Annotated in this window: 19 protein-coding genes and 2 tRNA genes; 19 read left to right on the top strand and 2 right to left on the bottom strand. The window is 59.6% G+C overall.

Going from position 1 to position 22,514, the window contains the following annotated elements; genetic code table 11:
* The first annotated feature begins 153 nt into the window (after positions 1-153).
* The 17 genes from xerD to V9G17_05380 all read left to right on the top strand — a co-directional run bounded on the left by xerD (position 154) and on the right by V9G17_05380 (position 16,022).
* Positions 154-1,104 carry a site-specific tyrosine recombinase XerD gene (gene xerD / locus V9G17_05460; protein ID MEI2752030.1) on the top strand — a complete coding sequence of 317 codons (951 nt, stop codon included), beginning with the start codon at positions 154-156 and terminating at the stop codon, positions 1,102-1,104.
* A gap of 143 nt (positions 1,105-1,247) precedes the next feature.
* Positions 1,248-1,323: transfer RNA gene (locus V9G17_05455), tRNA-Val, on the top strand.
* A 134-nt stretch (positions 1,324-1,457) separates the two neighbouring features.
* Positions 1,458-1,535: transfer RNA gene (locus tag V9G17_05450), tRNA-Asp, on the top strand.
* A 73-nt stretch (positions 1,536-1,608) separates the two neighbouring features.
* On the top strand, positions 1,609-2,331 hold the full coding sequence (locus V9G17_05445; protein MEI2752029.1) for a MotA/TolQ/ExbB proton channel family protein: 723 nt from the start codon (positions 1,609-1,611) through the stop codon (positions 2,329-2,331).
* Complete coding sequence (locus tag V9G17_05440) at positions 2,328-2,780, top strand: biopolymer transporter ExbD (GenBank protein ID MEI2752028.1); 453 nt, start codon at positions 2,328-2,330, stop codon at positions 2,778-2,780. Before V9G17_05445 ends, V9G17_05440 begins: the two co-directional genes overlap by 4 nt.
* 41 nt (positions 2,781-2,821) lie before the next feature.
* Positions 2,822-4,036, top strand: coding sequence for a TonB family protein (locus V9G17_05435; protein ID MEI2752027.1), 1,215 nt, complete (start codon positions 2,822-2,824; stop codon positions 4,034-4,036).
* Positions 4,033-5,364: a Tol-Pal system beta propeller repeat protein TolB gene (tolB, locus tag V9G17_05430; GenBank protein ID MEI2752026.1), complete on the top strand. Its 1,332-nt coding sequence runs from the start codon at positions 4,033-4,035 to the stop codon at positions 5,362-5,364. Before V9G17_05435 ends, tolB begins: the two co-directional genes overlap by 4 nt.
* 76 nt (positions 5,365-5,440) lie before the next feature.
* Complete coding sequence (gene pal / locus V9G17_05425; GenBank protein MEI2752025.1) at positions 5,441-6,193, top strand: peptidoglycan-associated lipoprotein Pal; 753 nt, start codon at positions 5,441-5,443, stop codon at positions 6,191-6,193.
* Positions 6,194-6,287: 94 nt separating this feature from the next.
* Positions 6,288-7,934, top strand: coding sequence for a tol-pal system protein YbgF (gene ybgF, locus V9G17_05420; protein ID MEI2752024.1), 1,647 nt, complete (start codon positions 6,288-6,290; stop codon positions 7,932-7,934).
* 2 nt (positions 7,935-7,936) lie between these two features.
* Positions 7,937-8,716, top strand: a complete 780-nt coding sequence (gene ybgF / locus V9G17_05415) for a tol-pal system protein YbgF (protein ID MEI2752023.1) — start codon at positions 7,937-7,939, stop codon at positions 8,714-8,716.
* A 72-nt stretch (positions 8,717-8,788) separates the two neighbouring features.
* Positions 8,789-10,591: a DNA mismatch repair endonuclease MutL gene (gene mutL / locus V9G17_05410; GenBank protein MEI2752022.1), complete on the top strand. Its 1,803-nt coding sequence runs from the start codon at positions 8,789-8,791 to the stop codon at positions 10,589-10,591.
* Positions 10,592-10,611: 20 nt separating this feature from the next.
* Positions 10,612-11,640: a tRNA (adenosine(37)-N6)-dimethylallyltransferase MiaA gene (miaA, locus tag V9G17_05405; protein ID MEI2752021.1), complete on the top strand. Its 1,029-nt coding sequence runs from the start codon at positions 10,612-10,614 to the stop codon at positions 11,638-11,640.
* Positions 11,637-12,536: an S-methyl-5'-thioadenosine phosphorylase gene (gene mtnP / locus V9G17_05400; protein MEI2752020.1), complete on the top strand. Its 900-nt coding sequence runs from the start codon at positions 11,637-11,639 to the stop codon at positions 12,534-12,536. Before miaA ends, mtnP begins: the two co-directional genes overlap by 4 nt.
* A 3-nt stretch (positions 12,537-12,539) precedes the next feature.
* Entirely contained in the window at positions 12,540-13,457 is a 918-nt protein-coding gene (locus tag V9G17_05395) for a PfkB family carbohydrate kinase (GenBank protein ID MEI2752019.1), read from the top strand.
* Positions 13,454-14,155 (top strand): tetratricopeptide repeat protein, encoded by a 702-nt coding sequence (locus V9G17_05390; GenBank protein ID MEI2752018.1) that lies wholly within the window; start codon positions 13,454-13,456, stop codon positions 14,153-14,155. The genes V9G17_05395 and V9G17_05390 overlap by 4 nt, the downstream gene beginning before the upstream one ends.
* 9 nt (positions 14,156-14,164) lie before the next feature.
* On the top strand, positions 14,165-15,112 hold the full coding sequence (locus V9G17_05385) for a RodZ domain-containing protein (protein MEI2752017.1): 948 nt from the start codon (positions 14,165-14,167) through the stop codon (positions 15,110-15,112).
* Positions 15,113-15,569: 457 nt separating this feature from the next.
* Positions 15,570-16,022, top strand: a complete 453-nt coding sequence (locus V9G17_05380; GenBank protein MEI2752016.1) for a c-type cytochrome — start codon at positions 15,570-15,572, stop codon at positions 16,020-16,022.
* A 199-nt stretch (positions 16,023-16,221) separates the two neighbouring features.
* Here the strand turns inward: V9G17_05380 and V9G17_05375 are convergent, their stop codons facing one another.
* Complete coding sequence (locus tag V9G17_05375) at positions 16,222-18,084, bottom strand: hypothetical protein (protein ID MEI2752015.1); 1,863 nt, start codon at positions 18,082-18,084, stop codon at positions 16,222-16,224.
* 157 nt (positions 18,085-18,241) lie between these two features.
* Here V9G17_05375 and V9G17_05370 point away from each other — a divergent pair, with 157 nt between their 5' ends.
* On the top strand, positions 18,242-19,975 hold the full coding sequence (locus V9G17_05370) for a carbamoyltransferase C-terminal domain-containing protein (GenBank protein ID MEI2752014.1): 1,734 nt from the start codon (positions 18,242-18,244) through the stop codon (positions 19,973-19,975).
* Between the two features lie 10 nt (positions 19,976-19,985).
* Entirely contained in the window at positions 19,986-21,506 is a 1,521-nt protein-coding gene (locus V9G17_05365; protein ID MEI2752013.1) for a hypothetical protein, read from the top strand.
* On the opposite strand, the gene V9G17_05360 is transcribed toward V9G17_05365, so the two are convergent.
* Positions 21,464-22,459, bottom strand: coding sequence for a dolichyl-phosphate beta-glucosyltransferase (locus V9G17_05360; protein MEI2752012.1), 996 nt, complete (start codon positions 22,457-22,459; stop codon positions 21,464-21,466). The two genes, V9G17_05365 and V9G17_05360, sit on opposite strands and share 43 nt — an antisense overlap.
* Between the last annotated feature and the right edge of the window lie 55 nt (positions 22,460-22,514).

Below are 22,514 nucleotides of genomic sequence, written 5' to 3'. Positions count from 1 at the left end.
TGCGTGGCGAACATTCTCGCCGCGAGTGTGGTTACTATAGGAAACAGGTGCGGGGGTGTCAAGGTAACTCGAGGACGATGCGTGGTGTCCGGAGGGAGGCGCGGCTATCGTCGCGCAGCCTATGCGTGGTTACCTCCAGCGAGGGTCATTCCCATGAGCCGTGGGCCAGAGGAATCGTCAGCGTCCATCCCCGAGCGACTCCCGTTAGCGCCGTTCATCGAGCGGTACTGGGATCACGTACGGATCGCACGTGGCTTGTCGCGTAATACGTTGCTGGCGTACCAGCGAGATGTTGCGGTCTTTCAACGCTATCTCCGGGATCGGCGCGTGTACGATGTGGGTGAGATGGTGCCGCCGCTGCTGGCCGGATTTCTCGACCATCTGCATCAGGCCGGTCTGGCGTCGTCGTCCCGCGCGCGCGCGCTGGCTGCGGTGCGCAGTCTCTTCCGTTTTCTCAAGCAGGAGGGGGTGGTCACCGCCAACCCGACCGTGAGTTTGCGGAGTGCGTCGCGGGCACGCCGGTTACCAAAAACATTGAGTCCCGAGGAAGTGACGCGCCTGCTGGATCTGCCGTCTCGTCCGTTGCCGGAGGAGCACCGCGATCGCGCCATGGTGGAGGTGCTGTACGCCGCCGGTGTGCGTGTGTCTGAATTGATTTCGTTGCGGGTCGATCAATGCAATCTGGATGTGGGCTATGTCGGGATTACCGGCAAGGGTGACAAGCAGCGGGTGGTGCCGATCGGGCGACCGGCGGTTGAGGCGCTGCAGGCGTACCTGCTCGTGGCGCGACCGGCATTGCTGAAGCAGCGTTCGTCACGCTACGTGTTCGTGAGCCGTCGGGGCACCCCGCTGACACGACAGGCGTTCTGGAAATTGCTGCGCCTGCGTGCGCAGCGAGCCGGCATCGCCAGGATTCCCTCGCCGCATATGTTGCGACACTCATTTGCCACGCACCTGTTACAACACGGCGCCGATTTGCGATCGGTGCAGGCGATGTTGGGGCATGCCGATATTGCGACGACACAAATTTATACGCATGTCGACGCGTCACAGTTGAAAAAAGTGCACACGGCGTGTTTTCCACGCAACAGATCTCGCGGGTGAATCCCGTTGCGGCGTGGGCTGGGTCTCCTGCGATAAAAACTGTGGCTGTTCAAGAATCCGGCAAGAATAATGCAGGATTCTTGGTTGACACTGCTTTGTGGAGTTGATAGCATCCCAAAAATCTGCCGAGAGCGAGAAAAATCGGGCGGATAGCTCAATTGGGAGAGCGCTGCCCTTACAAGGCAGAGGTCACAGGTTCGATCCCTGTTCCGCCTACCAATGAAGAAATACAGGGAATTGTGCGCAGGGCATTGCCTTATCCATTAGTAGTGATGTACAAGGGTACGCTCTACCGTATTTTGACTGTTTGATTCTGAATATCTGAATTCTTCTTCCGCCATCTTGGGTTGCGTGGGGCCGTCGTTCAGCCTGGTTAGGACGCCAGATTGTCAATCTGGAAGTCGCGGGTTCAAATCCCGTCGGCCCCGCCATTCCCCCAACTTTAGGTACAATCCATGCTTACCGTTTTCATGCGACGCCATGTGAAGGGAAAGGTCTAGGCTCATGTTCCAATCAGGCGTGATGGGGTTGGTGGGCTCACTCGGAGCGGTTTCGAAAATCGTGCTCTTGCTGCTCTTTGTGGCCTCGATTCTTTCCTGGGGCGTGATTTTCTATAAATGGCGGGCATTCAAAGCGGCGGATCGTGAGGATCAACGGTTTTTCAATGCCTTTACGAAGATTCGCGATCTCGATGAACTGTATCGTCAGTCGAAGCGGGCCGATGGCAGCCCGAGTGCGCGTGTGTTTCAAGGGATTATGGATCGTGTCCTGACGGTCTCAGGTGATGGCACGGTCAGCGCGGGGCAGACAGCCGGCAGCTCGAAGGATTCGGTGGCTGCCATCGATCATCAATACATGGACAAGACCGTAGCCTATCTGGTGCAGAACCAGGTCTCGCATCTTGAGTCGTATCTGCCGGTGCTCGCTACCACGGGGAACATCACGCCCTTTATCGGACTGTTAGGGACCGTGTTGGGTATCATCGATTCGTTTCGTGAGATCGGGACCCAGGGAACCGCCAGCATCGCGGCCGTGGCGCCCGGTGTCTCGGAAGCGCTGGTGGCAACGGCCGCCGGACTGTTTACCGCCATTCCTGCCGTGATCTTCTACAATTATTATCTGACCCGCATCCGTAAGACCGTGTTCCGGATTGAGTCGTTTACGGTTGAGGCCATGCGTTCATTACAGACTCGGCTGAAGCAATCGACGGTCGGGGTGCAGTCATGATGTCGGAGACTCGTCACCGGCGGTTCATGGCGGAGATCAACGTGATCCCGTTGGTGGATGTGGTGTTGGTCCTGCTCGTGATTTTCATGGTGACTGCCCCGATGTTGTATCGCGGGATGGATATCAATCTTCCCAAGTCTGCCAGCAATACGATTAAGCCTGAAGCGAGAGCCGTTTTGTCCATTGAGCGCGATCAGCGTTTGTATTTGGATAAGGATGCGGTGAGTGTGGTGCAACTTGAGCGGAAACTTCGAGCCTTAAAAGATCAAAGTCCCGACGTGGCGCTCTATCTCCGCGCCGACCGGGATGTGCCGTACGGGATCGTAGTGCAGGTGATGGATAGTGTGAAGAAAGCCGGGATTGAGAAGCTTGGGATGGTGACGGAACCCACAGGTGCCGAACGCGTCAGTGAGTCGGTCGCGACTCCTACGCAGCCACGCAAAAGGTAGCGGCGCCGCGACTCGCGCGCCACACGGTCGTATCGCAAGTCATGACGTTCCAGGCCCTGCCAAGACATACTGCGTTGTTCCTCATCGGGGAGTTGGGTGAAGCCGGAAGCAGCCGTCTTCGCAAGACGGTGGTTATTTCCCTGGTGCTCCATCTCTGTCTTCTCGCCGCGATCATGGGGACCAAGTTCTTTAAGAAAGTAGAGCGCCCGCTGTCGGCGGTGGAAGTGTCGTTGGTCACGTTGCCGCCTGTGGACGCGAAACCTGAACCCAGGGTTGAGAAGGCGGTTCCCCATCCCACACCGAAGCCGGTTCAGTCTGCACCGATTCCCGTGCCGCCCAAACCGGTGCAGATCCCGACACCGCCACCGGTTCAGTCGACGTCTGTAGCCAAGCCGGCACCACCGGCTCCGGCTCCAGCCCCGGCGCCTCGTTTGCAGGCTCCCGTGCTGGCGACACCACAGCCGGTTCCGCAGGCCGCGAAGGCGCCTGCGTCTGCCCCGGCGACGAATCGGGCCGATGTGCTGCGGGATGTGATGAAAGATATTGAGCTGCCGCCGAACGCCCCACAGTATGGCGATCTGGCGCCGATGAAGCCGGCAGACGTGAAGAAGTCTGCGCAGCCGAAGGTGGGTGGTCCCGAGCGTTCAGATCTGGATGCCATGCTCAAAAAGCTCAACGTGCCCGAGATGGCTGCCGCTCAATCTGGGGCTCCGCAGGAGCCTCCCAAACCGGCGGTCACCCCGACGAAACGTGCCTCGCTGTCGGAAGAGATGACTACCGATCTCGATCGCGAACTGCAGGATTTGAAAAAGTTGCAAGCCCTTCCGGCCGCCAAGTCGACTGAGCCGGTGCGGGAGGTGAAGCCGATGTTTCGCGAACCCCAGCCGGCCGCGAGCGCCCCGCCGGTGACGGCCAGTGTCCCCCGGAGCAAGCCTGAGACGCGGTTGCGAGTGGCCGGCATGCCAGGGTCGAATCAATACCTGGCCCGCGTGCAAGCACGGATCAGCGCATTCTGGACGGCTCCGCCGGTCGATATCTCCGGTAAGGCCCTGACCGTCACCGTCCGATTTCGTCTGGAGCGCGATGGGCGGGTTGGGACGGTTATCATCGAACAGTCGTCAGGGAACGATTATTATGATATGGCTGCACAGCGCGCGGTGCAGAGTGCGATTCCGTTGCCGCCCTTTCCTCCTGATTTGACGGATTCGTATTTTGATGCCCATTTTACTTTTGCCGTAGGCGAGGCTGCAGGATGAATCGGATAATCATCGGTCTTATGATCGCCCTCTGTGTCGTGGTGGGAGCCGGGCTTCTCGGGATTCTGGATTCTCGGGCGACCGATGTCTTTCTCGAAGCGACCCGGCCGGACTTCCAGAAGATTCCTATCGGCGTATTCGGCTTTCAGAATGGCGGCGGCCCCGAATGGCTCGGCGGGCGGATTGAGGAGGTGCTGAAGGCGGATCTTCAGCGCTCGTTGGTGTTTTCGCTCGTGGATTTGCCGGGAATCGGGGTGAAGGCGCGGGAGGTGTCGACGACCGACAAAGCGATTTTTAAGCAGGCCGCCGAGAACGGCGTCTCCGTCCTCGTCTGGGGAAAATCAGGGCAGAAAAACGGCAGCAAAGACAGTGAACTGTTGATGGACGGCTTCGTTTATGACAGCGGAAGCGACGAGGTTGTCGGTGGAAAACGCTATGTGGGTTCGACCTCGGTCGTGCGGTTGATGGCGCATCGGTTTGCCGATGAATTGGTGTTTCGCTATACCGGAGAGCCGGGGATCGCTCGCACGAAAATTGTGTATGTCGCCGAGCACGGCAATGCGCGTGAATTGTTCGTGATGGACTACGATGGGTATGAGCCCAAGCAGATCACCGCGGACGGATTTCTCAATCTGATGCCACGTTGGTCGCCGGATCGTCGGTTCATTGTGTTCACGGCCTACCGAAGCCGAAATACCCAGGACATCGATATCCTTGAGCTTGCGACCGGCAAACGCTGGACGCTGGTCTCGATGGCTGGCTTGAACATTACGCCTGCGTTGTCGCCCGATGGGAATTTCTTGGCGTTTGCCAGCAGCCAAGACGGCAACTCCGAAATTTATAAACTCGATACGCGAACCAAGACTCCCCAGCGGCTGACGGTCAATCAGGGTGGTGACCTTTCTCCGACCTGGTCTCCGACCGGGCGTGAAATTGCGTTTACGTCTGACCGTGGCGGCGCTCCACAAGTCTTCATCATGAGCGCGGATGGCTCCAACGTGCGTCGCCTGACCTATGAAGGTGATTACAATGCCGCTCCGGCCTGGTCGCCGCGCGGAAACTGGATTGCGTATGTCTGCCGGACTGCTCAGCGATTGTATAAAATCTGTATTGTGTCACCAGACGGGCAGAAGCGGGTTCAGGTCACGACGGGACCCGGGATCGATGACTCGCCGTCCTGGTCTCCCGACGGCCGGCATATCACGTTCAGTGCGACCGTCGATGGCAAAAGCCATATCTATATGGTGGATACGGACGGGAAGGGGTTGGAACGCATCACTTTTGGTGGCACGCACAATAGTTCGCCGTCCTGGTCTCCGGCGCTGTAAGCATTAAGCATGATGAGCAGGTACTCACCGAGTCTACGATATATTAACCATTCACCAATCCATGAGGAGTAACAATATGAGGATACCGGTAGTGACAATGGGCCTGACAGTGGCCGTCGGGATGTTGTTTGTCGTGCAGGGTGGGTGTTCGAAAAAGTCTATTCAGTCGGGCGGAGACGCACAGTCGACGGAGCGCGGCATGGCCAAGTCGGGCGGGCCTGCTCCGGGTGCCACGGGATCAACCGGTGGAGGTGGCTTCGACGCTCCGAGCACCACATTCCCGGATCTGTCCTTGTCGAGCAAGCCGCAGGACGAACCTGAGAGCGGCGGATTGCGTGGATTCGATTCGGTGTCCGGTGGAAAAGCTCCGTCCGAAGAGCGTTTGGGCGGCGGGGGCACGATGCTGGCCAAGGTGGAGCCCTCGGAGAGCACGGCGCGCCAGATCGAGGATATTCGTCGCGAGCAAGCCAAGGAGCAGGCGGCATCGGCGGAAGCCGGATTGCGCGACGTATACTTTGGGTATGACAGCTGGACCATCACCGAAGATGGGCGGCAATCCTTGACGCAGGATGCGCAGTGGATTAAGGCGAACGCCGGTGCATTAGTGAAAATCGAAGGCCATTGCGACGAACGCGGCACGCTGGCCTACAATCTCGTCTTGGGCGAAAAGCGCGCCAAGGCCGTCCGGAACTATCTGGTCGAGCTGGGTGTGGGCGCCAACCGGTTGGCGGTGGTGTCCTACGGCAAGGAGAGGCCTTTCTGCAACGAACGGACTGAAAGCTGCTACCAGCAGAATCGACGCGGGCACGTAGTCGTCCGGTCGAAATAGCTGTTCCGATCAGGGATGATGTGACATGATCCTCCGGAGCAAGACCGGTTAAGGGAGACCTGTCATGGACAGTGGATGGCCATATCGAAGTGAAATGGTAACGAAACCATTACGCGGGCGCCTTGGAGCGGTCGGCGGCATTGCTGCGCCGGTCCGCGTCGGTGTGCTTGTGTTGGTCGCATCTGGGTTGGCCTTGTTGTCGGGATGTGTGGCGCAGCAGGCTGACCTGAAGCAGACTGAGCGTGAACTGCAGCGCCGAATCAAGCAACAAACGGAGGAGCAGGCTCAGACCAGGGCTCGTCAAAACCAGGAAATTGTGTCGCTGCGTGAACAGGACATTCCTTCCTTGCGCGGCGATGTCGATAAGGCCATACACCGAACTCAGAGTCTGGAAGCGCGTCAGGACGACTTACTGGCGAAGCTGGCCTCCCAAGACTCGAAGGTCAATCAACGATTTGGCGAAAGTGAGAAACGCTCCGCTGAAGAAAGCAAGCGATTGGGTTGGGTCGAAAAGCAGCTGGTCGATCAGGATGCTTTGCTGAAGAGCGAGCGAGACCGAAACCGGGCGGAGCTCGCGGCGGTGACGTCCCGTTTGGAGCAGGTCACCGCTCACATCGATGCCATTCAAAAGAACGTGCTTGATGCCATGCAGAAGACCACGACGGTGCTCGCGCAAAAAGTCGACTCTCGTCTGGACGATCAGCAGAAGGTGTTGCACGGTCTTGAGCAGCGCTCTCAGAATGTCGCGCAGCTCGATTCACAGAACAAGGTGTTAGCCGACCAAGTCTCCAGGCTCAACCAGGCGCTGGTAGATTTTAAACAGGCGCTCGGAAACTTAGGCGAGCGTGTGGTACAGCAAGATCAAACCGTGAAGCATCTGGCGTCTGCACTTGAGCAGGACACAGTGGCGTTGACGAAACGAGCGGATGCACTGGCCGGAAAAATCGACGCCGATAATAAGGTGACGGCCGAGCATTTGAATGAAGTGAATCGGAGTGTCGCTTCGGTGGCGAAGGCGTTGGAAAACGCCGGCGGAAAATTCGTGTCTCGGGAGGATGATCATGAGCGCCGCATCGATGAGACGACACGTGAACTGAGTCATGTCCAGGGGCAAATTCAGACCCTGGACAAGAATTTGGAGAATCAGCACGCGTTCTTGAAGCAGGTGGAGCAACATCTGTCGGTCTTACGAGCGAGTGCGTCGCAGCGGGCTGAGCAGGCCCCGGCCGTGGCCGAAGTCACGCCGCTTGCACAAACGCAGGCGATGCCGTTGCCGGACGCGGTTCCACCGTCCGCGCCATCTTCCGTTCCGTCGAGCGGGTCGATGGCCCACTCCGAAAATCGCAGCGCCGCGCTGATGGCGGATCGCGAGTCGTACGAACGGACGCTGACCCGTTTTAAAGACGGTGATTTAGAGGGCGCCCGCCAGGGTTTCGCAGAGTTTCTCCTGCAGCATCCCCACTCGGATCTGGCTCCGAACGCCCGGTTTTGGCTGGGTGAGTCCTACTACGGGAAGAAGGATTTTTCACGCGCCATTGATGCGTATGATCAGGTGCAATTGAACCATCCTGCCAGCGAAAAAGTGCCGGCTGCATTGCTGAAGAAGGGGTACGCCTATCTGGCGCTCAAAGATCGGAAGAAAGCGGCCTCTGCATTGAAGCAGGTCATCGACCTGTATCCGAGGTCTCCTGAAGCCAATAAGGCGATGGATAAACTGAATCAACTAAAGGAGTTGCACTAACGATGAGGCTCCGATTCGTGGCGGCGTTGCAGGTGGGGGCTGGGTTGATCTGCGGACTGAGCTTGGCAGGGTGCGCGAAGCATGCTGACTTCTTGGAGGTCCGGGATCAGATGTCGATTATTGCCCGGACGCAAGATCAAGAACAAAAGCGATTCGAGGCGATGCAGCGGAGACTGGAGTCGCTTGAACGGGTTCGAGAGCCCGAAGGCGGGAAGTTGCGACTCGACGATGCGCTGGCCCGACTTCAGAAGCTCGAGGGGCGTTTGGCCAAGATTGAGGAAACTCAACTTGCCCAAGCTGCTTCGATCCGGTCGGATCTTGCGCTCGCCGAAGCCAACCGTCAGGCGCGCATCTCGAAGCCGTCTGGGCCTGCTGACCCTCCGACCCTGATACCGGGAGTGCCGTCGATTACGCCTACCTCAGCATTTAACTTGGCGTATAACGACTATCTCAACGGCAAGTTCGATCTGGCGGTCGGTGGATTCCAGCGCTTCATCAAGGATTTTCCGTCGACCTCGCTGACGCCCAACGCCCACTATTGGCTTGGTGAATCGTATTATGGTCAGAAGGATTATATCCGGGCGATGCAGTCGTTCGAGCACGTCGTGAACGAATACGCGGGCAATGAAAAGGTGCCGGCGGCGCTCTTTAAGCTCGGCTTGTCGGCGGCGGAAACCGGTGATACTGCGAAATCGAGGAAATATCTGAAGCGGGTCATCGAGGAATATTCCACGTCGGATGAAGCCAAGCTTGCCAAAGCGAAGATGGCCGAAATTCGATGACCCTGGGCCTGCTGCACGGTCCTCTCCCCATCCGCTCATCCTCGGTTCGAACCTCAGGGGGCGTTTCCTCCCATGGACCTCGCGAGTAGTGTGGAAAAGATTCAGGTTCTGCCAAGCGATGTCATCGGTCGCATTGCGGCAGGGGAGGTTGTTGAACGTCCCGCTGCGGTGGTGAAGGAACTCGTCGAAAACAGTCTGGATGCCGGCAGCCGAACGATCACCGTTGAGGTCAAAGACGGAGGTCTCGGCTTGATTCGTGTTACCGACGATGGCGAGGGGATGTCCCGTCGTGACGCCTCTCTGGCCTTTGAGCGGCACGCCACCAGTAAATTGCAATCCGATCACCAGCTCGGGGCTATTCGCACCATGGGGTTCCGTGGAGAAGCGCTGCCGAGCATCGCAGCCGTCTCGAAAGTCAGGCTCACGACACTGTCTCGTCAGGAACAGGTGGGCACGCAGCTCTGGCTCACAGCCGGAACCATCACGCGAGTGGAGGATGCCGCGGCGATTCCGGGGACGTCGATCGAGGTCTCGGAGTTGTTCTACAATACGCCTGCCCGCAGGAAGTTTCTGAAGTCCACCACGACGGAGTTTTCTCACATCAGCCATGTCGTGCAGCAGGCCGCACTCGCGTCGCCGCAGGTGCATGTGCGGTTGATTCATAACGGGCACGAGGTTTTTGCGCTCCCCGCCGTATCCTCGCCTCGCGATCGTGTGCTGCAGGTCTATCGCGCCGCGTTCGGTGATCGGGCGCTGGCCGTCGATGTTCAGCAGAACGGTCTCTCGCTGAAAGGTTTCATCATTGATCCGGTGCGCGCCCGCGCCGGACGAACGCCGCAGGAGCTCTTCGTCAACCGTCGGCCGATTAAAAACAGCACCGTGCAGCATGCCGTCGTCGATGGCTATAGTTCGTTCCTCGCCAAAGGCCATGCTCCGCTTTTTGTGCTCTTCCTCGATGTCGAGCCCCAGCGGGTCGACGTCAACGTGCATCCGACCAAACGCGAGGTGCGGTTTGCCGATAACGAGCAGATCCACCAGATGGTTCGTGCGGCGGTGCGTCATACGCTTGGTCGTGCGCAGGTTGAATCGTCGATGGCGGGGGCTGCTCATGCGCATCTGAGCGGCGGGGCGTCATCTACGACGGCCGCTCCGTTCGTAGAGGGGACGGGCGTCGGACCGCCGGCTGCCGCCTATCCCTCATGCACGGACGCGAATGTGCCTGTTGCGCCGATGCCATCAGCTGAGGGCCAAACCTCGTTTGTGGGGGAGGGCGGCACGCCGTACCAGTCAAGCGAGACGGTGGAGATTATTCCGTTCGGCCAGATGCACCGAACCTATCTGGTGGCGCAAGTGGGCCACGAACTCCAGGTGATCGATCAGCATACGGCGCATGAGCGAGTATTGTTCGAGCGGCTGTTGCGGGCCTGGCAGGGCAAGAGTTTGCCGTCTCAGCCGCTGCTGTTACCGGAGCCTCTGGAGTTGCCGGTGCAGCAAGCCCTTATCCTTCAGCGCCATCTGGTTGAGCTGGAAGGCCTCGGTTTGCTGATTGAACCATTCGGGCCGTCTTCTTTCCTGATCCGCAGTCTCCCGGTCATGTTGGGGCACCCTGATTTAAGGGCGTTGGTTCAAGATTTAATAGACGATCTTGAGCAGTGGGATTCGATCTCCTCGCTGGAAACGAAGGTGAAGCCTATTTTGGCGTCTCTGGCCTGCCATGCGGCTGTTCGGGCCGGCCGCACGATGGCGCTTCCCGAGATCAAGCAGCTGGCGCAGGACTGGGTTGCCGAGGGGTTGATTATGACCTGCCCGCACGGTCGACGGGTGGCCTTCCGTCTTTCGGGCGACGAGCTGGCTCGGTTGTTCGATCGCGCATAGGCAGAGGGAGCCAGGGAATAGTGCGACTGTCGGAATCGCAGCGAGCGTCGCGACCCCTGGTGGTGTTGGTTGGACCGACGGCTGTCGGCAAAAGCGAGATCGGTCTTCGGTTGGCGCACGCGCTGGGTACGGACCTGCTGACCGCGGATTCACGTCAGGTCTATCGCGGGATGGATATTGCGACCGACAAGCCGACGTTGGAGCAGCGGCAAGGCGTGCCGCATCGCCTCATCGATCTCGTGAATCCCGACGAGTCGTTTAACGCCGGGCAGTATCGCCGGCTGGCGCTACAGGACATCGAACGGCTCTACGGCAATGGGCAGGTGCCGTTGGTCGTGGGCGGCACGGGACTGTATGTTCGGACGTTGTTGCATGGATTGTGTGATGCGCCGCGCGCAGACCAGGCCTATCGTGAGTCGTTGGTGCAGGAGGCTCGCGCGCAGGGCGGCTATTTTTTACACGGTGAATTGACGCGGATTGATCCCGAATCGGCTGCGCGGCTCCATCCGCACGACGAAGTGAAAATCGTGCGGGCGCTCGAAGTCTATCATCTGTCGGGGCAACGCCTGTCGGAGATGCAACGGCAGCATCGGTTCGCGGAGCAAGAATTTTCGGTGCTGTTGATCGGCTTGAATCGGGATCGTGCGCAGCTGTATCGCCGCATCGACGACCGAGTCGAGTCGATGTTCGCGCGGGGTGTGGTGGCGGAAACCGAACGGCTGCTTGCCGATGGGTATGGGCGGGAGTTAGGCGCGATGAAGGGGCTGGGATATCAGCAGGTCGCCGGGTTTCTCGCCGGAGAGTACGATCGGGCTGAAGCGCTCCGTCTGCTGAAGCGCGATACGAGACATTTTGCCAAACGCCAGTTGACCTGGTTTCGGAAGGAGCCGGGCTTGCGCTGGTACGAGTTGACTGAGCAGGATCGTTCGGAGGATGTGGCCGGGCGCCTGCTTGAGGAGATTGGTTCGTTTCTACGAGATCCGGTACGTCGACGGCCGGCGGACATGCCGCGCCCGTCGCTTAACATGGAACAGGAATCGACCGCATGACGCAATCAAAGAAGCCCGGGAAGGCCGCAATCGGGATTATCGGCGGCAGTGGGTTGTACGACATTGAGGGATTGGAGCGGGTTCGAGAGGTGCGCGTTCGTACCCCGTTCGGAGCGCCGTCCGACGCCATTCGTGTCGGTGTGCTGGGGGGCCTGCGGGTAGCGTTTCTCTCTCGGCATGGGCGGGGGCATCGGCTCAGCCCCAGCAGCATCAACTATCGCGCCAATATCTATGCGTTGAAATCGCTCGGGGTGACACAAGTGATTTCGGTCAGCGCCGTCGGCAGCATGAAGGAATCCATCCGTCCAGGCGACGTGGTGCTGCCGGATCAGTTCATCGATCTGACGAAACGCAGAGTATCCACATTTTTCGACGAGGGCCTCGTGGCGCATGTCGGCTTCGGGGAGCCGGTGTGTGCATCGGTAGCGGATGTGTTGGAGCAGGCGGGACGGTCCGTGGGGGCGAGGCTTCAACGAGGGGGCACCTACGTATGTATGGAAGGACCTCAGTTTTCGACCAAGGCGGAGTCCCGACTCTATCGTCAGTGGGGGGTCGATGTGATCGGCATGACGAACATGCCGGAAGCCAAACTCGCCCGCGAGGCGGAGCTTTGTTACGCAACGGTGGCATTGGCCACGGACTATGACTGTTGGCATGACACCGAAGAGGCGGTGACCGTCGAGGCCATTCTGGCCACGCTGCACAAGAATGTCGAACTGGCGAAACAGTTGTTGAAGGTCGCCGTGCCGAAGTTGACCCCGGATCGGGCCTGTGCCTGTCACCAGGCGCTGCAGACCGCGATCGTGACTGCGCCGGATCACATCTCTGCTCCGGTGAAACGGCGATTAAACCTATTGATTGCTCCCTATGTGCGGGCGCGGAAAGGAAAACGGTGAGGCATGGGTAAATTATTGGTCGTGGGGTCCGTGGCATTGGATACGGTGAAAACGCCGTTTGGTGAAGTGACTGAAGTGCTCGGAGGATCGGCGACGTATTTCTCAACGGCGGCGAGCTATTTCACCTCGGTCGATCTGATTGCGGTTGTCGGGGAGGACTTCCCGGAGCAGCATGTGACGTTCCTGAAGAGCCGGAAGATCGATCTGACGGGATTGGAGCGGCGACCGGGTGCCACGTTCCGCTGGAAAGGAGCCTACTCCCACCAATTGAACGAAGCGCAGACCCTCGATACCAGACTGAACGTGTTCGAGACGTTTCGCCCTAAGATTCCCGCGCAGTACAGCTCGCCGGATGTGCTCTTCCTGGGAAATATCGACCCGAATTTGCAGCTGGATGTCCTGCAGCAGGTGAAGCGGCCTGCCCTGGTCGCCTGCGATACGATGAATTTCTGGATCAACGGCAAGCGCGATGCGCTCTGGAATGTGTTGCAACACATCGACATCCTCATCATCAATGACGGAGAAGCGCGGGCCTTGGGCGAGGACACGAACCTTGTGAAGGTAGCCAAGAAAATTCTCGCGCGGGGACCCAAGCATCTGATCGTGAAGCGCGGCGAATATGGCGTGTTGATGTTCAATGACAAACAAGTCTTCGGGGCGCCGGCTTTTCCGCTGGATGACGTGAGAGATCCCACGGGTGCGGGTGATACGTTCGCCGGCGGATTCCTCGGCTATCTGGCCGCAACGGGAAACCACTCCCCCGAGGCGATGCGCCAAGCCATCATCTTCGGCAGCGTCATGGCCTCGTTTACAGTAGAAGCCTTTAGCCTTGACCGATTGAGGATCCTGGATTACAAAGAGATTGAGGCGCGCTTCAAAGAATTCAAGCGTCTCACCCACTTTGAGGATGTCAACGCATGAGGACACGTCGCCGAGAGCAGGATCGCGCCGCGCACCCCGCTTGGATCGGTCGGGGGGGGCGCTGGATGGTACTGCTCCTGGGTTTGTGCGTGTTGAGCGGGTGCGCCAACGAAGAGAACCTGCGCAAGTCGAAAGGGTTCTATCAGGAAGGGATTGCCCGGCTGAGTTCGGATCAGCAGCAAGCCTATGTCTCGTTTCAAAAGGCGGTGAAGCTCAATCCCGACAATAAGGAAGCGCACTACGCGTTGGGACATATCTATTCGTCGCAAGGACGACTCAAGCTGGCTGAGGAATCTCTGCGTGAGGCGATTCGGATCGACGGCGACTATGCCGAGGCGAATACCTACCTCGGGCAAGTGTTGGCTAATCAGGATCGATGGAAAGAAGCCATTGGAGCGTATCGCCAGGCGCTCAGCAATCCGCTCTATCCGACGCCGGATCTGGCACGCTTCCACTTGGGAAAAGCCTTGATGCATGAAGGTGACCTCCAGGGGGCGATGGAGGTATTGGAGGACGCCACGACCGTGACTCCGCCGAATGTCCCTCCCGCCATGCTTCAGTTGGAGTTGGCGCGTGTGTATCACAAGCTCGGATTTGATGTGCGGGCCCGCGAGGCACTTTCGAAAGTGTCGAACTTGGACAAGGGCGGAGAACAGGCGGCCGCGGCGCAGGCACTGCTCGGTCAGCTCAAACCATAGGCGGATATCATGGAATCAGTGGGTGAATTTTTTCGACAGGTGCGCGAGACGAAAGGCCTGACGATCGATGAGGTGGCCTCAAAGACCCGTATTCGTACGGATTTTGTCAAAGCGCTCGAAGAGGGAAATTTCGCCAAGTTGCCCGACCAGGTGTTCGCGCGAGGATTTGTGCGGTCCTACGCGCGATCGTTGGGGCTCGACGAAGAAGATGCGATCCATCGCTTTGCGCAGTCCGCGGGCGCGTTTTACGAAAAACAGGGTGAGCGGGAACGGCTGAGGCAACGGCAGGTGGAAGAGGAACGGCGTCGCAAAGCCAACCGTAAAGCCGTGGGGATTGCGATTGCCGTGGCCATTGCGACGTTGGTGTTTCTTCTCAGCCGGGAGCAGTCCTCGACCCTGGTGCGTCGTTCCGGGTCGGACACCCCGCCGCTGAGTAAGAAGAGCGCACCGTTCGTCAAGGACGCGCGTGATGCGCCGCGTCAGGGGTTGGAGCTTCCGCCTCCCATCGCAGCGCCGGCGAAACCGGTTGAGCCGATGGCCGTTCCGCCGAAGTCTGTGCAGGAAAAAGCGGCTGCTGCGGTGCCGCCTCCCCCTGCCGCTCCGGTAAAAGCGACATCGGTCCAGCCGCCGGAACAGGTTGCCGCCCAGCCCTCTTCCTTCGCGGGATCCGATGGCCCGCTGGCAGGGCTGTCCGTAGATGGGCCCGCCGGGCCTGATGGCCCGCTCGTCCTCGATCTCGATGCCACTGAGCTGAGTTGGGTGGTGGTGCAAGTCGATTCCGGTAGTCCTCAGGAAGCCTTGCTGCGCCCTGGCGAGAAGGCCCAATGGAAAGCCCAGGACCAGTTTATGGTCACGCTGGGTAATGCCGGTGGCGTACGCGCTGAATTAAACGGCAAGCCACAAAAGCCTTTCGGCCCGAGCGGGAAAGTTGTGCGAGACGTCGTCATCAAACGATGAGATGAATGATCCAGGAGCGGCCTCGTTGTTGTCGGTGTGAGGCCGCGCGTTGCTGCTCCCTCCCCCCCGTGTCCCTCCGTCCCTCCCATCCAACGCCTGTCGCCAGGAGCTCCGCTGGGCCTCGCGCGCACAAAGGAATGAGGCGCGCAGGGGGCCTCTGGGGCGCAAAGGTGTCACGGTTGAATGCTGGTACGTACCAGTCAGGCATCTGAACGGTAAAAATCGCCCAATTTCAGCCTCTTTTCACATCTGTGGTTTTGGCACGGCCCTTGAGTCTGCGGTAGGCGGGCAGAGGCGGAGAGAGGGCAACGAGGGCCGCCCGTTCCCTTGACAAGACAGAAAACGCGTTGCTATAGTTCGCCTGTTTTGTCGCCCTTATCGCCGGCTTTTTGCCACGCTGTTTCTGATAAGCGAGTCGTTGTTCATGCGGTGGGTTCAACACAAAGGAGGAGTTCTGATGGGGTATTTTTCTAAGTTAGTTGGAGTGTGCGCGGCCGTCACCTTATTGTCTGTGGCGGTGGTGGGAGCTGAAGAAAAGGATCCGTTGAAGCCTCGTGTTGCGCCGGATCAAATGGCGGATGCAAAGGCGATGAAGAACCCGGTTGCCTCCACCCCGGAAAGCATTGCCAAGGGCAAGGCACTGTATGAGGGCAAGGGCACCTGCTTCAATTGCCATGGGAAAGAAGGAAAAGGCGACGGTCCTGCCGGCGCGATCCTCAACCCGAGCCCGCGTAACTTCACCAACTGCAAGTTCCACAAGAAGCGGAAGGACGGCGAGCTGTTCTGGGTGATCAAGAACGGCAGCGCAGGAACCGGTATGGTGTCCTTGATCCCTGCGGCTATCAACGAAGAAGAAGCCTGGATGATCATCAACTATGAGCGCAGCTTCTGCAAGGGCGGAGAAGAGTAGTCGAACGTTTCAGCTGATTGGCTGAATGTCTGGGGGCGGCGAGGGTATCCTTGCCGCCCCCATTCTTTTATGCAGCCGGCGACGGCATCCATAATCTAGCGGAGAAAGAATGGGGGGCGGATGATGTCCGTCGCTCCAAGCGATCGACTGCGAGCTTCTGTGAGTCGATCGAGACGGCTGGAAGAGACCGTCGTTTCCGTTAGGGCTTGCTGGTCGCAGGAATGGTAGGTGGTTTGGTAAGAATCACGTCCAGGTTTTTATCCTGGGCTCGCAGCGCAGGGAGAATTTGCGGTTGTTGTTCCTGCTTGAAGGTGGTGCGCGCTGCCGCCGGGACTTTCCGATTGACGAAGTCCGTCACCTCGCCGATCGTGACCTCACCGTTTCGGTTGAGATCTGCTTCGCCGCGAAGTCCTCGCAAGAGATAGTAGGTGAACAATCCATGACGCAAGGTATCTGATTCCAGGCTTTTTCCAAAACCCGTCGTGCCGACCAAGTGTAGTACTTTCCCCGTCAGCCCGGTCCATTTCGGCGCTGCGCCTTTCGTGCCGTTCTTGAGCACAGACCCGTCGAATATGAACAGCACCTGCCTCGCCTTCAATCGTTCCAGTGCCGCCTCCAAGTCCTTGAACGGATACAGGCGAGTGGGTGATCCCAGGGAGCCATCATAGGGAATCAGAAAGGTATCCCCGGTCGGCGAGACGACTGCTTGGCCGGCGAAGTACACGGTGACGAGCGAGTCCTGGGTAATTTTCGACGGGAGCCAGTCGAGCAGCGCTTCCTCGATATCAGGGCGCAAGGCGCTCCAATCTTGGAGCAGCCGTACGTTGTGTTTCGGCAATCCCCCTAATGACTGAAAGTAGGTCGCTACCATTTCGGCATCAAGGGCGGCGTACTTGCGCGCGCCGATGGGCTGTTCCCGATAGCTACTGAGTCCGATGGACAGCAGATAGTCGTTGGTTCGCTGTCCCCCTGTGGTCGGTGCGGGAATGTGGTCCACGTCGTCGGTAGTGATGCCGGTCGACCGTACTGTGGCGACGAGCCTCTGGGGTGGGGACGTGGGTTGACCGGTTTCGCTTGCCAGGGAAACGTGAAACTCCGCCTGCTGTGGACTGAGCGATTGCGGCAGGGTCGCGATGAATTCCAAGGACTTGGAGCTGCCCGCTTCCATGGCCCCCGTTGATAACGTGGTGGCTGGGAATTGCGCAATCAGCGCCGGCGGGCCGGTCAGTTGAACGGCCATGTTCTGCACCGTTTGGGCGCTGGTGTTGACGACGTCGACTCGCACACGGATCCGTTCGCCGCCCTCGAAAACCTGGTTGCTGTTTTCATCCAGCAGCGTGGCCTTGAATGACAACGGAGGTGCCGTCGTGGTGGCCGCGCTTGCAGAAGACAGGGCGGGGGGGGGATTCTGCGAACGCTCGGTCGTTGCGACGGATTGGGGGGCGGTCGCTGCGGTTGCCGGATGGGTGGGAGCCAGCAACACACGCGCTTCCTGCATGAACTGCGTCGCCAACACGGTGGACGTATCCTGAAGCAGGGGATCAACGATGTAGTCGCAGCGTTGTTGGGTCAGCTCGAGCTGCACCCGTTCTTTTCGCGTGGATTGCAAGGGCCGCTCGGCCAACGGTGCGCCGGATGCATCGAAGAACTCTGCGAGGGCGTCCAGGCTGAGCTCGGCCGGGGCACGGTCATAGAGCGCGTCGGTTTGAATTTTGAATCGAGGGTCCAGCATGCGTATCCGTACCGTCACGTCCGGTTTTCCGGCGCTGGCATCACTGCCGGGAAGTACCACGGCACGAAACGTCTGATGGGCAGCTTGGATCAGCATGTCTTCGACGGTCGGACCGATGGAGAACAGATGGATCCGTCCGCAGTTGTCAATGTATTCGGCCTTGGCGGTGGCCAGGGACTGGTCGACATCCAATTGAAGCGTCAGGGGCACGGGGGGGCCGAGATCTGGCAGCGTCTGCCGGGCAAAACGGGACTTGATACTCTCACAACTGACGGAAGCCAGCACAGGGATTAAGAGCATTCCAAGAATGAGCGCGCGGTGCGTCTTCAAGCCAAGGCCTCCTCTAGCCGTATTTTGAAGGAGGAACGGTACAGGAAAGGAGGGGGCTTTGCAACCGACTGCCCGTGCGGCTTGCGACCCGTGCAGGGCTCGTTTATTCTACCGCCGCCGGTGCTCCGGCTCTTAAACGGAAGGTGGTGGATTCGTCGTGTTGGTGCTCGGCCTCTCCAATATGAGAGATGCGGCGGCGGCGCTCCTCTCTGACGGTCGTATTGTGGCGGCGGCGGAAGAAGAGCGATTCGTTCGTGAGAAGCACGTGACGGCCTTGCCGGTGCAGGCGATTCGTTATTGCCTGCGTGAGGCGGGAATCACCTTGCGTGAGGTCGAGGCCATTGCCGTTCCCTGGAAATATTGGCAGATCGGGCGGCGTGCCCGGCTCGCCCTGACGGCGATGCTGCGCTCCCCGCAACTGTTCCGAGTGAAAGGGACTCGCTCGTTGGAGCGGGTCGGCCGGGAGTGGATGGAGTTGTTCCGGTTGCGGGAGGAACTGACCACACGCGTGGATGCGGGCGCAATCCAACCGGTCTTTCTCGATCACCATGTGTGCCATGCCGCCAGTTCGTTTCTGGTGTCGCCCTTCGAGCGGTCGGCGATTCTCGTGGTTGACGGCGCGTCTGAAGCCGATACCACCCTGATGGCAACCGGTGACGGCAGTCAGATCACCGTGCTGGATCGCACCCCGCTTCCCCATTCGCTCGGTCAGTTCTATGCCGCGATGACGGCCTTTCTTGGGTTTCGCCCTGACCGGGACGAATACATTGTGATGGGCCTGGCGTCCTCCGGGGAGCCGACGTTTGCTCCTGCCCTGCGTCAGCATATTGTGCGGCTGCTGCCACGCGGGCGATTTGAATTGAATGTCCGGCTGCTTGATTTTCATCTCGCCCGCGCCGGATTCTTCGTCGAGGAATTTGTGCGCCTGTTCGGCTCGCCGCGGCAGTCGACGGAGGAACTCACTCCACGGCACCGCGATCTGGCTGCCAGCGCGCAACTCGTCCTGGAAGATACGCTGCTCCATCTCGGTCGTCACCTGCGCACCCTGACGCAGGCTGAATCACTCTGTCTGGCGGGTGGGGTTGCCTATAATTGCGTGGCCAACGGCCGCCTGCGGGCCGAACTGGGGTTCAAAGATGTTTACGTGCCGCCGGCCGCCGGCGATTCGGGCGCGGCGCTCGGGGCGGCCTTGTGGTGGACGGCGAGGCGTGACCGGGAGGCGGGACGATGTCGCTTGACTGATGCGTACCTGGGGCCACACTTCGATGAAGGTGCGTGTCGGGCAGCGCTGTCCCAGGCGGGCCTGGTGGCCGAGTCCCTGACAGACGATCAATTGTATGCGCGGGTTGCCGCTGAGTTGACACGGGGGCGTCTCGTGTTCTGGTATCAAGGCCGGATGGAGTGGGGGCCTCGTGCACTGGGGAACCGGAGCCTGCTGGCGGATCCACGGCGGGAAGACATGCGGGAGTTGATCAATAGTAAAGTGAAATGCCGGGAGACGTTTCGCCCCTTCGCTCCATCGGTACTCGCTGATCGGGCGCACGATTTTTTTGAGATGCCGGCTCCATCACCCTACATGCAGTTCACGGTGCGGGTGAAGGCCTCGGCGAAAGGAATCCTTCCGGCCGTCACGCATGTCGACGGCACGGCTCGGGTCCAGACGGTGACGCGTGAGGCCAATCAGCGGTTTTATGACCTCCTGACCGCGTTCGGACAACTCACCGGTGTTCCGGTGCTGCTGAATACGTCGTTCAACGTGCAGGAGCCGATCGTCTGTACGCCCGAAGATGCGGTGCGCTGCTTCCAGCGGACTCAGGTGGAGTGGTTAGTGCTCGGCAATCTACTGGTGGGCAGATCCTCTCCACAGGCCATCTCGAATCATGTCTGTTGAGCCCGTTCGTGTGATTGATTCCTCCCCTCAGCGCCTGGTCGTTCTGTTGCTTGAGTGTCTTCTGGTCGGCTTCATTCTGAATCTCACGCTGCAGCCGTTGGTCGAGCCGGACTTGGGATGGCATCTGCGCGCCGGGCTGGATTTGATCGCCCAGGGCTGGCGGTTGCCGGAGACCGATCCCTACTCCCATACCATGCCGGATTGGCATTGGATCGAGCATGCCTGGTTGACTGATGGATTGCTGGCGATGATCTACCGGGTGATGGATCCGGTGGGCGGCCTGGGTCTGATCCTGTTCTTCGGCGGCGTGACGTCGCTGGCCTGGTGGGTGGCCGCATGGCAAGCCAGGGTGCCTCGGACCTACCGATTGGCGGCCATCGTGGCCAGCCTTTGGGTGGCCTTGCCGTTCCTTGGCGCACGCACGCAACTGGTGAGTTTGCTCGGCGTGGCGATGCTGTTGTGGGGGTGGCGTCACATTCAGGATGGACAGCGGGCATGGATTTGGGGGCTGCCCCCGTTGTTCCTGCTCTGGGCAAACCTGCATGGCGGGTTTACGGCGGGGCTTTTTCTCTCCGGTGTGTTGTTGGGCCTCTCCGTGCTGATGAAGGTCTGCACGGAGTGGTCTGTGGTTGCGGTGACACGTGATGAGCCGGTGCTCAGTTGGGACGATCTTTGCCGCTGTGCGATTGCGCTGAGCATCGCGGTGGCGCTCACCTTGCTGAATCCCTATGGATGGCGGCTCTACCAGGAGATTTATGAGTCCCTGACCGATCGGTTCATGATCGAGACGTTGCGGGAATGGCAGCCGGTGTCTTTTCAGGGATGGGCCGGAAAGGCCTATGGGATGTATCTGGCCGGGCTCGCGTGCCTGATGGTCGGATGGTATCGTCGGGTGGAACCGGTTCGATGGGGCCTGCTGGTGCTCATGCTTGGGTTGTCGCTACGGCATTGGCGGAACGTCACGCTGTTCCTGATCGTGAGCCTCCCGCTGGTGGCGGAGTTGCTCGCGCTGGCCATCGGCTCCTGCGTTCGGTGGGTGCCGGCTGTGAAGTCGCACGCGGTCGCGGTGGTGCTCATGCTGACCCTTGGAACGGCCGGTGCGCTCTATGCCTTGGGGACCGAACATCTGGAGCACGTCTGGTTATCGGGAACGTCGCCGGATGTGTATCTTGAACAGACGGAATATCCGATTGAGGCGGTGCGATGGATTCGGAGCCATCGGGAGGAAGTGGGAACCAGGTTGTATAACGACTACAGCTATGGCGGGTTTCTCCTCTGGCACCTTCCTGGCGAGAAAATATTCATTGATGGTCGCATGCCGGCCTGGCGGATCGGCGACCGGCAGATCTTTCAGGACTATGTGGAGCTGAACCGTGAGGACGCGCCTCAGTTGGCGTTGTTGGACCGGTATGCCGTCGATTGGGGGCTCATCCAGCGGGGCAGCGCGCTCGCGCTGGCCTTGGAGGCGCACGATGCCTGGAAGCCGGTCTATGCCGATCCCAAGGTGGTGATTTTGCGACGGCGGGAATGATCGGCTGGATGCCTGTTAGAAATGAGTGGGTTTGTGGAGGCTAAGGCCGGTTCGATGCCATTTGGTGCGAGCCGGCCGCGTCGTATGTACAGCCCTTGCGAGTCACGTTTCCGGATGGCCTGGAGTTCTTGCAGCATGACGAACCCGTCGCGCCAGGGGCGAACTTTCGAGCCTGGCTGGTCGATCCAATTGATGGGGACTTCCGCCAGCCGGTAGCCGCGTTGGCGCGCGACATAGAGCAGCTCCAAGTCGAACGCATACCCATCGACGCAGGCGACCGAAAACAAGTCTTGAGCGATCGATCGACGAAAGAGCTTGAATCCGCATTGCGTGTCGGCAATATCGCGAAGGCCCAGGCGTTGCACGATGTGGTTGAAGAGATTTCCCAGCAGGTTACGATGCCACCGTGCCCGGACGGTGAAGGTGGGATCTTGGGACGCCAGTGCCCGTGACCCGATGGCGAGATCCGCTCCTGCCAGGAGCGCCGATTCCAGTCGTGCCAATTCTTCGATCGGCGTGGCTCCATCCGCGTCCACAAACAATTGATACGTGCCACGCGCCGCCTGCATGCCACGGCGAACGGCCGCGCCTTTTCCCATGTTGCTGGTCAGCCGAATGAGTCGCACGTGGGGGCAGCGATGGGCTACCGACTCGACTGCCTGCGCGGTCTGGTCGCGACTGCCGTCATCGACGACGAGGACTTCATAGGTCCCGCCGCGTTCATCCAAATACGCAAGGACCTGCTTCAGGCAGAGTGGAAGGCGTTGCGCCTCGTTATAGGCCGGGATGATGACCGAAAGGGAAGGCGTCTGGGTCGGGCAGGGTGTCACGTCGGGACAGCCTCGTGTCGGATTGTGCGGGACCGATCCGTCCGCCAGCGGCGAATGGTGCCCCACGGTATCTGACCGAGGAGCGAAATGCAAGGCGTGAGGATCGGGTCTTGACAGCGCCATCGACCGGGGGCGATCGTAATCGCACCACGGTAGGATGCCCTAGCGTAGTTCTCTG

Source organism: Nitrospira sp., assembly GCA_037045225.1.
In the GTDB taxonomy this organism is placed as follows: Bacteria; Nitrospirota; Nitrospiria; order Nitrospirales; family Nitrospiraceae; genus Nitrospira_A.
This window is presented reverse-complemented; position numbering and strand designations above follow the sequence as displayed.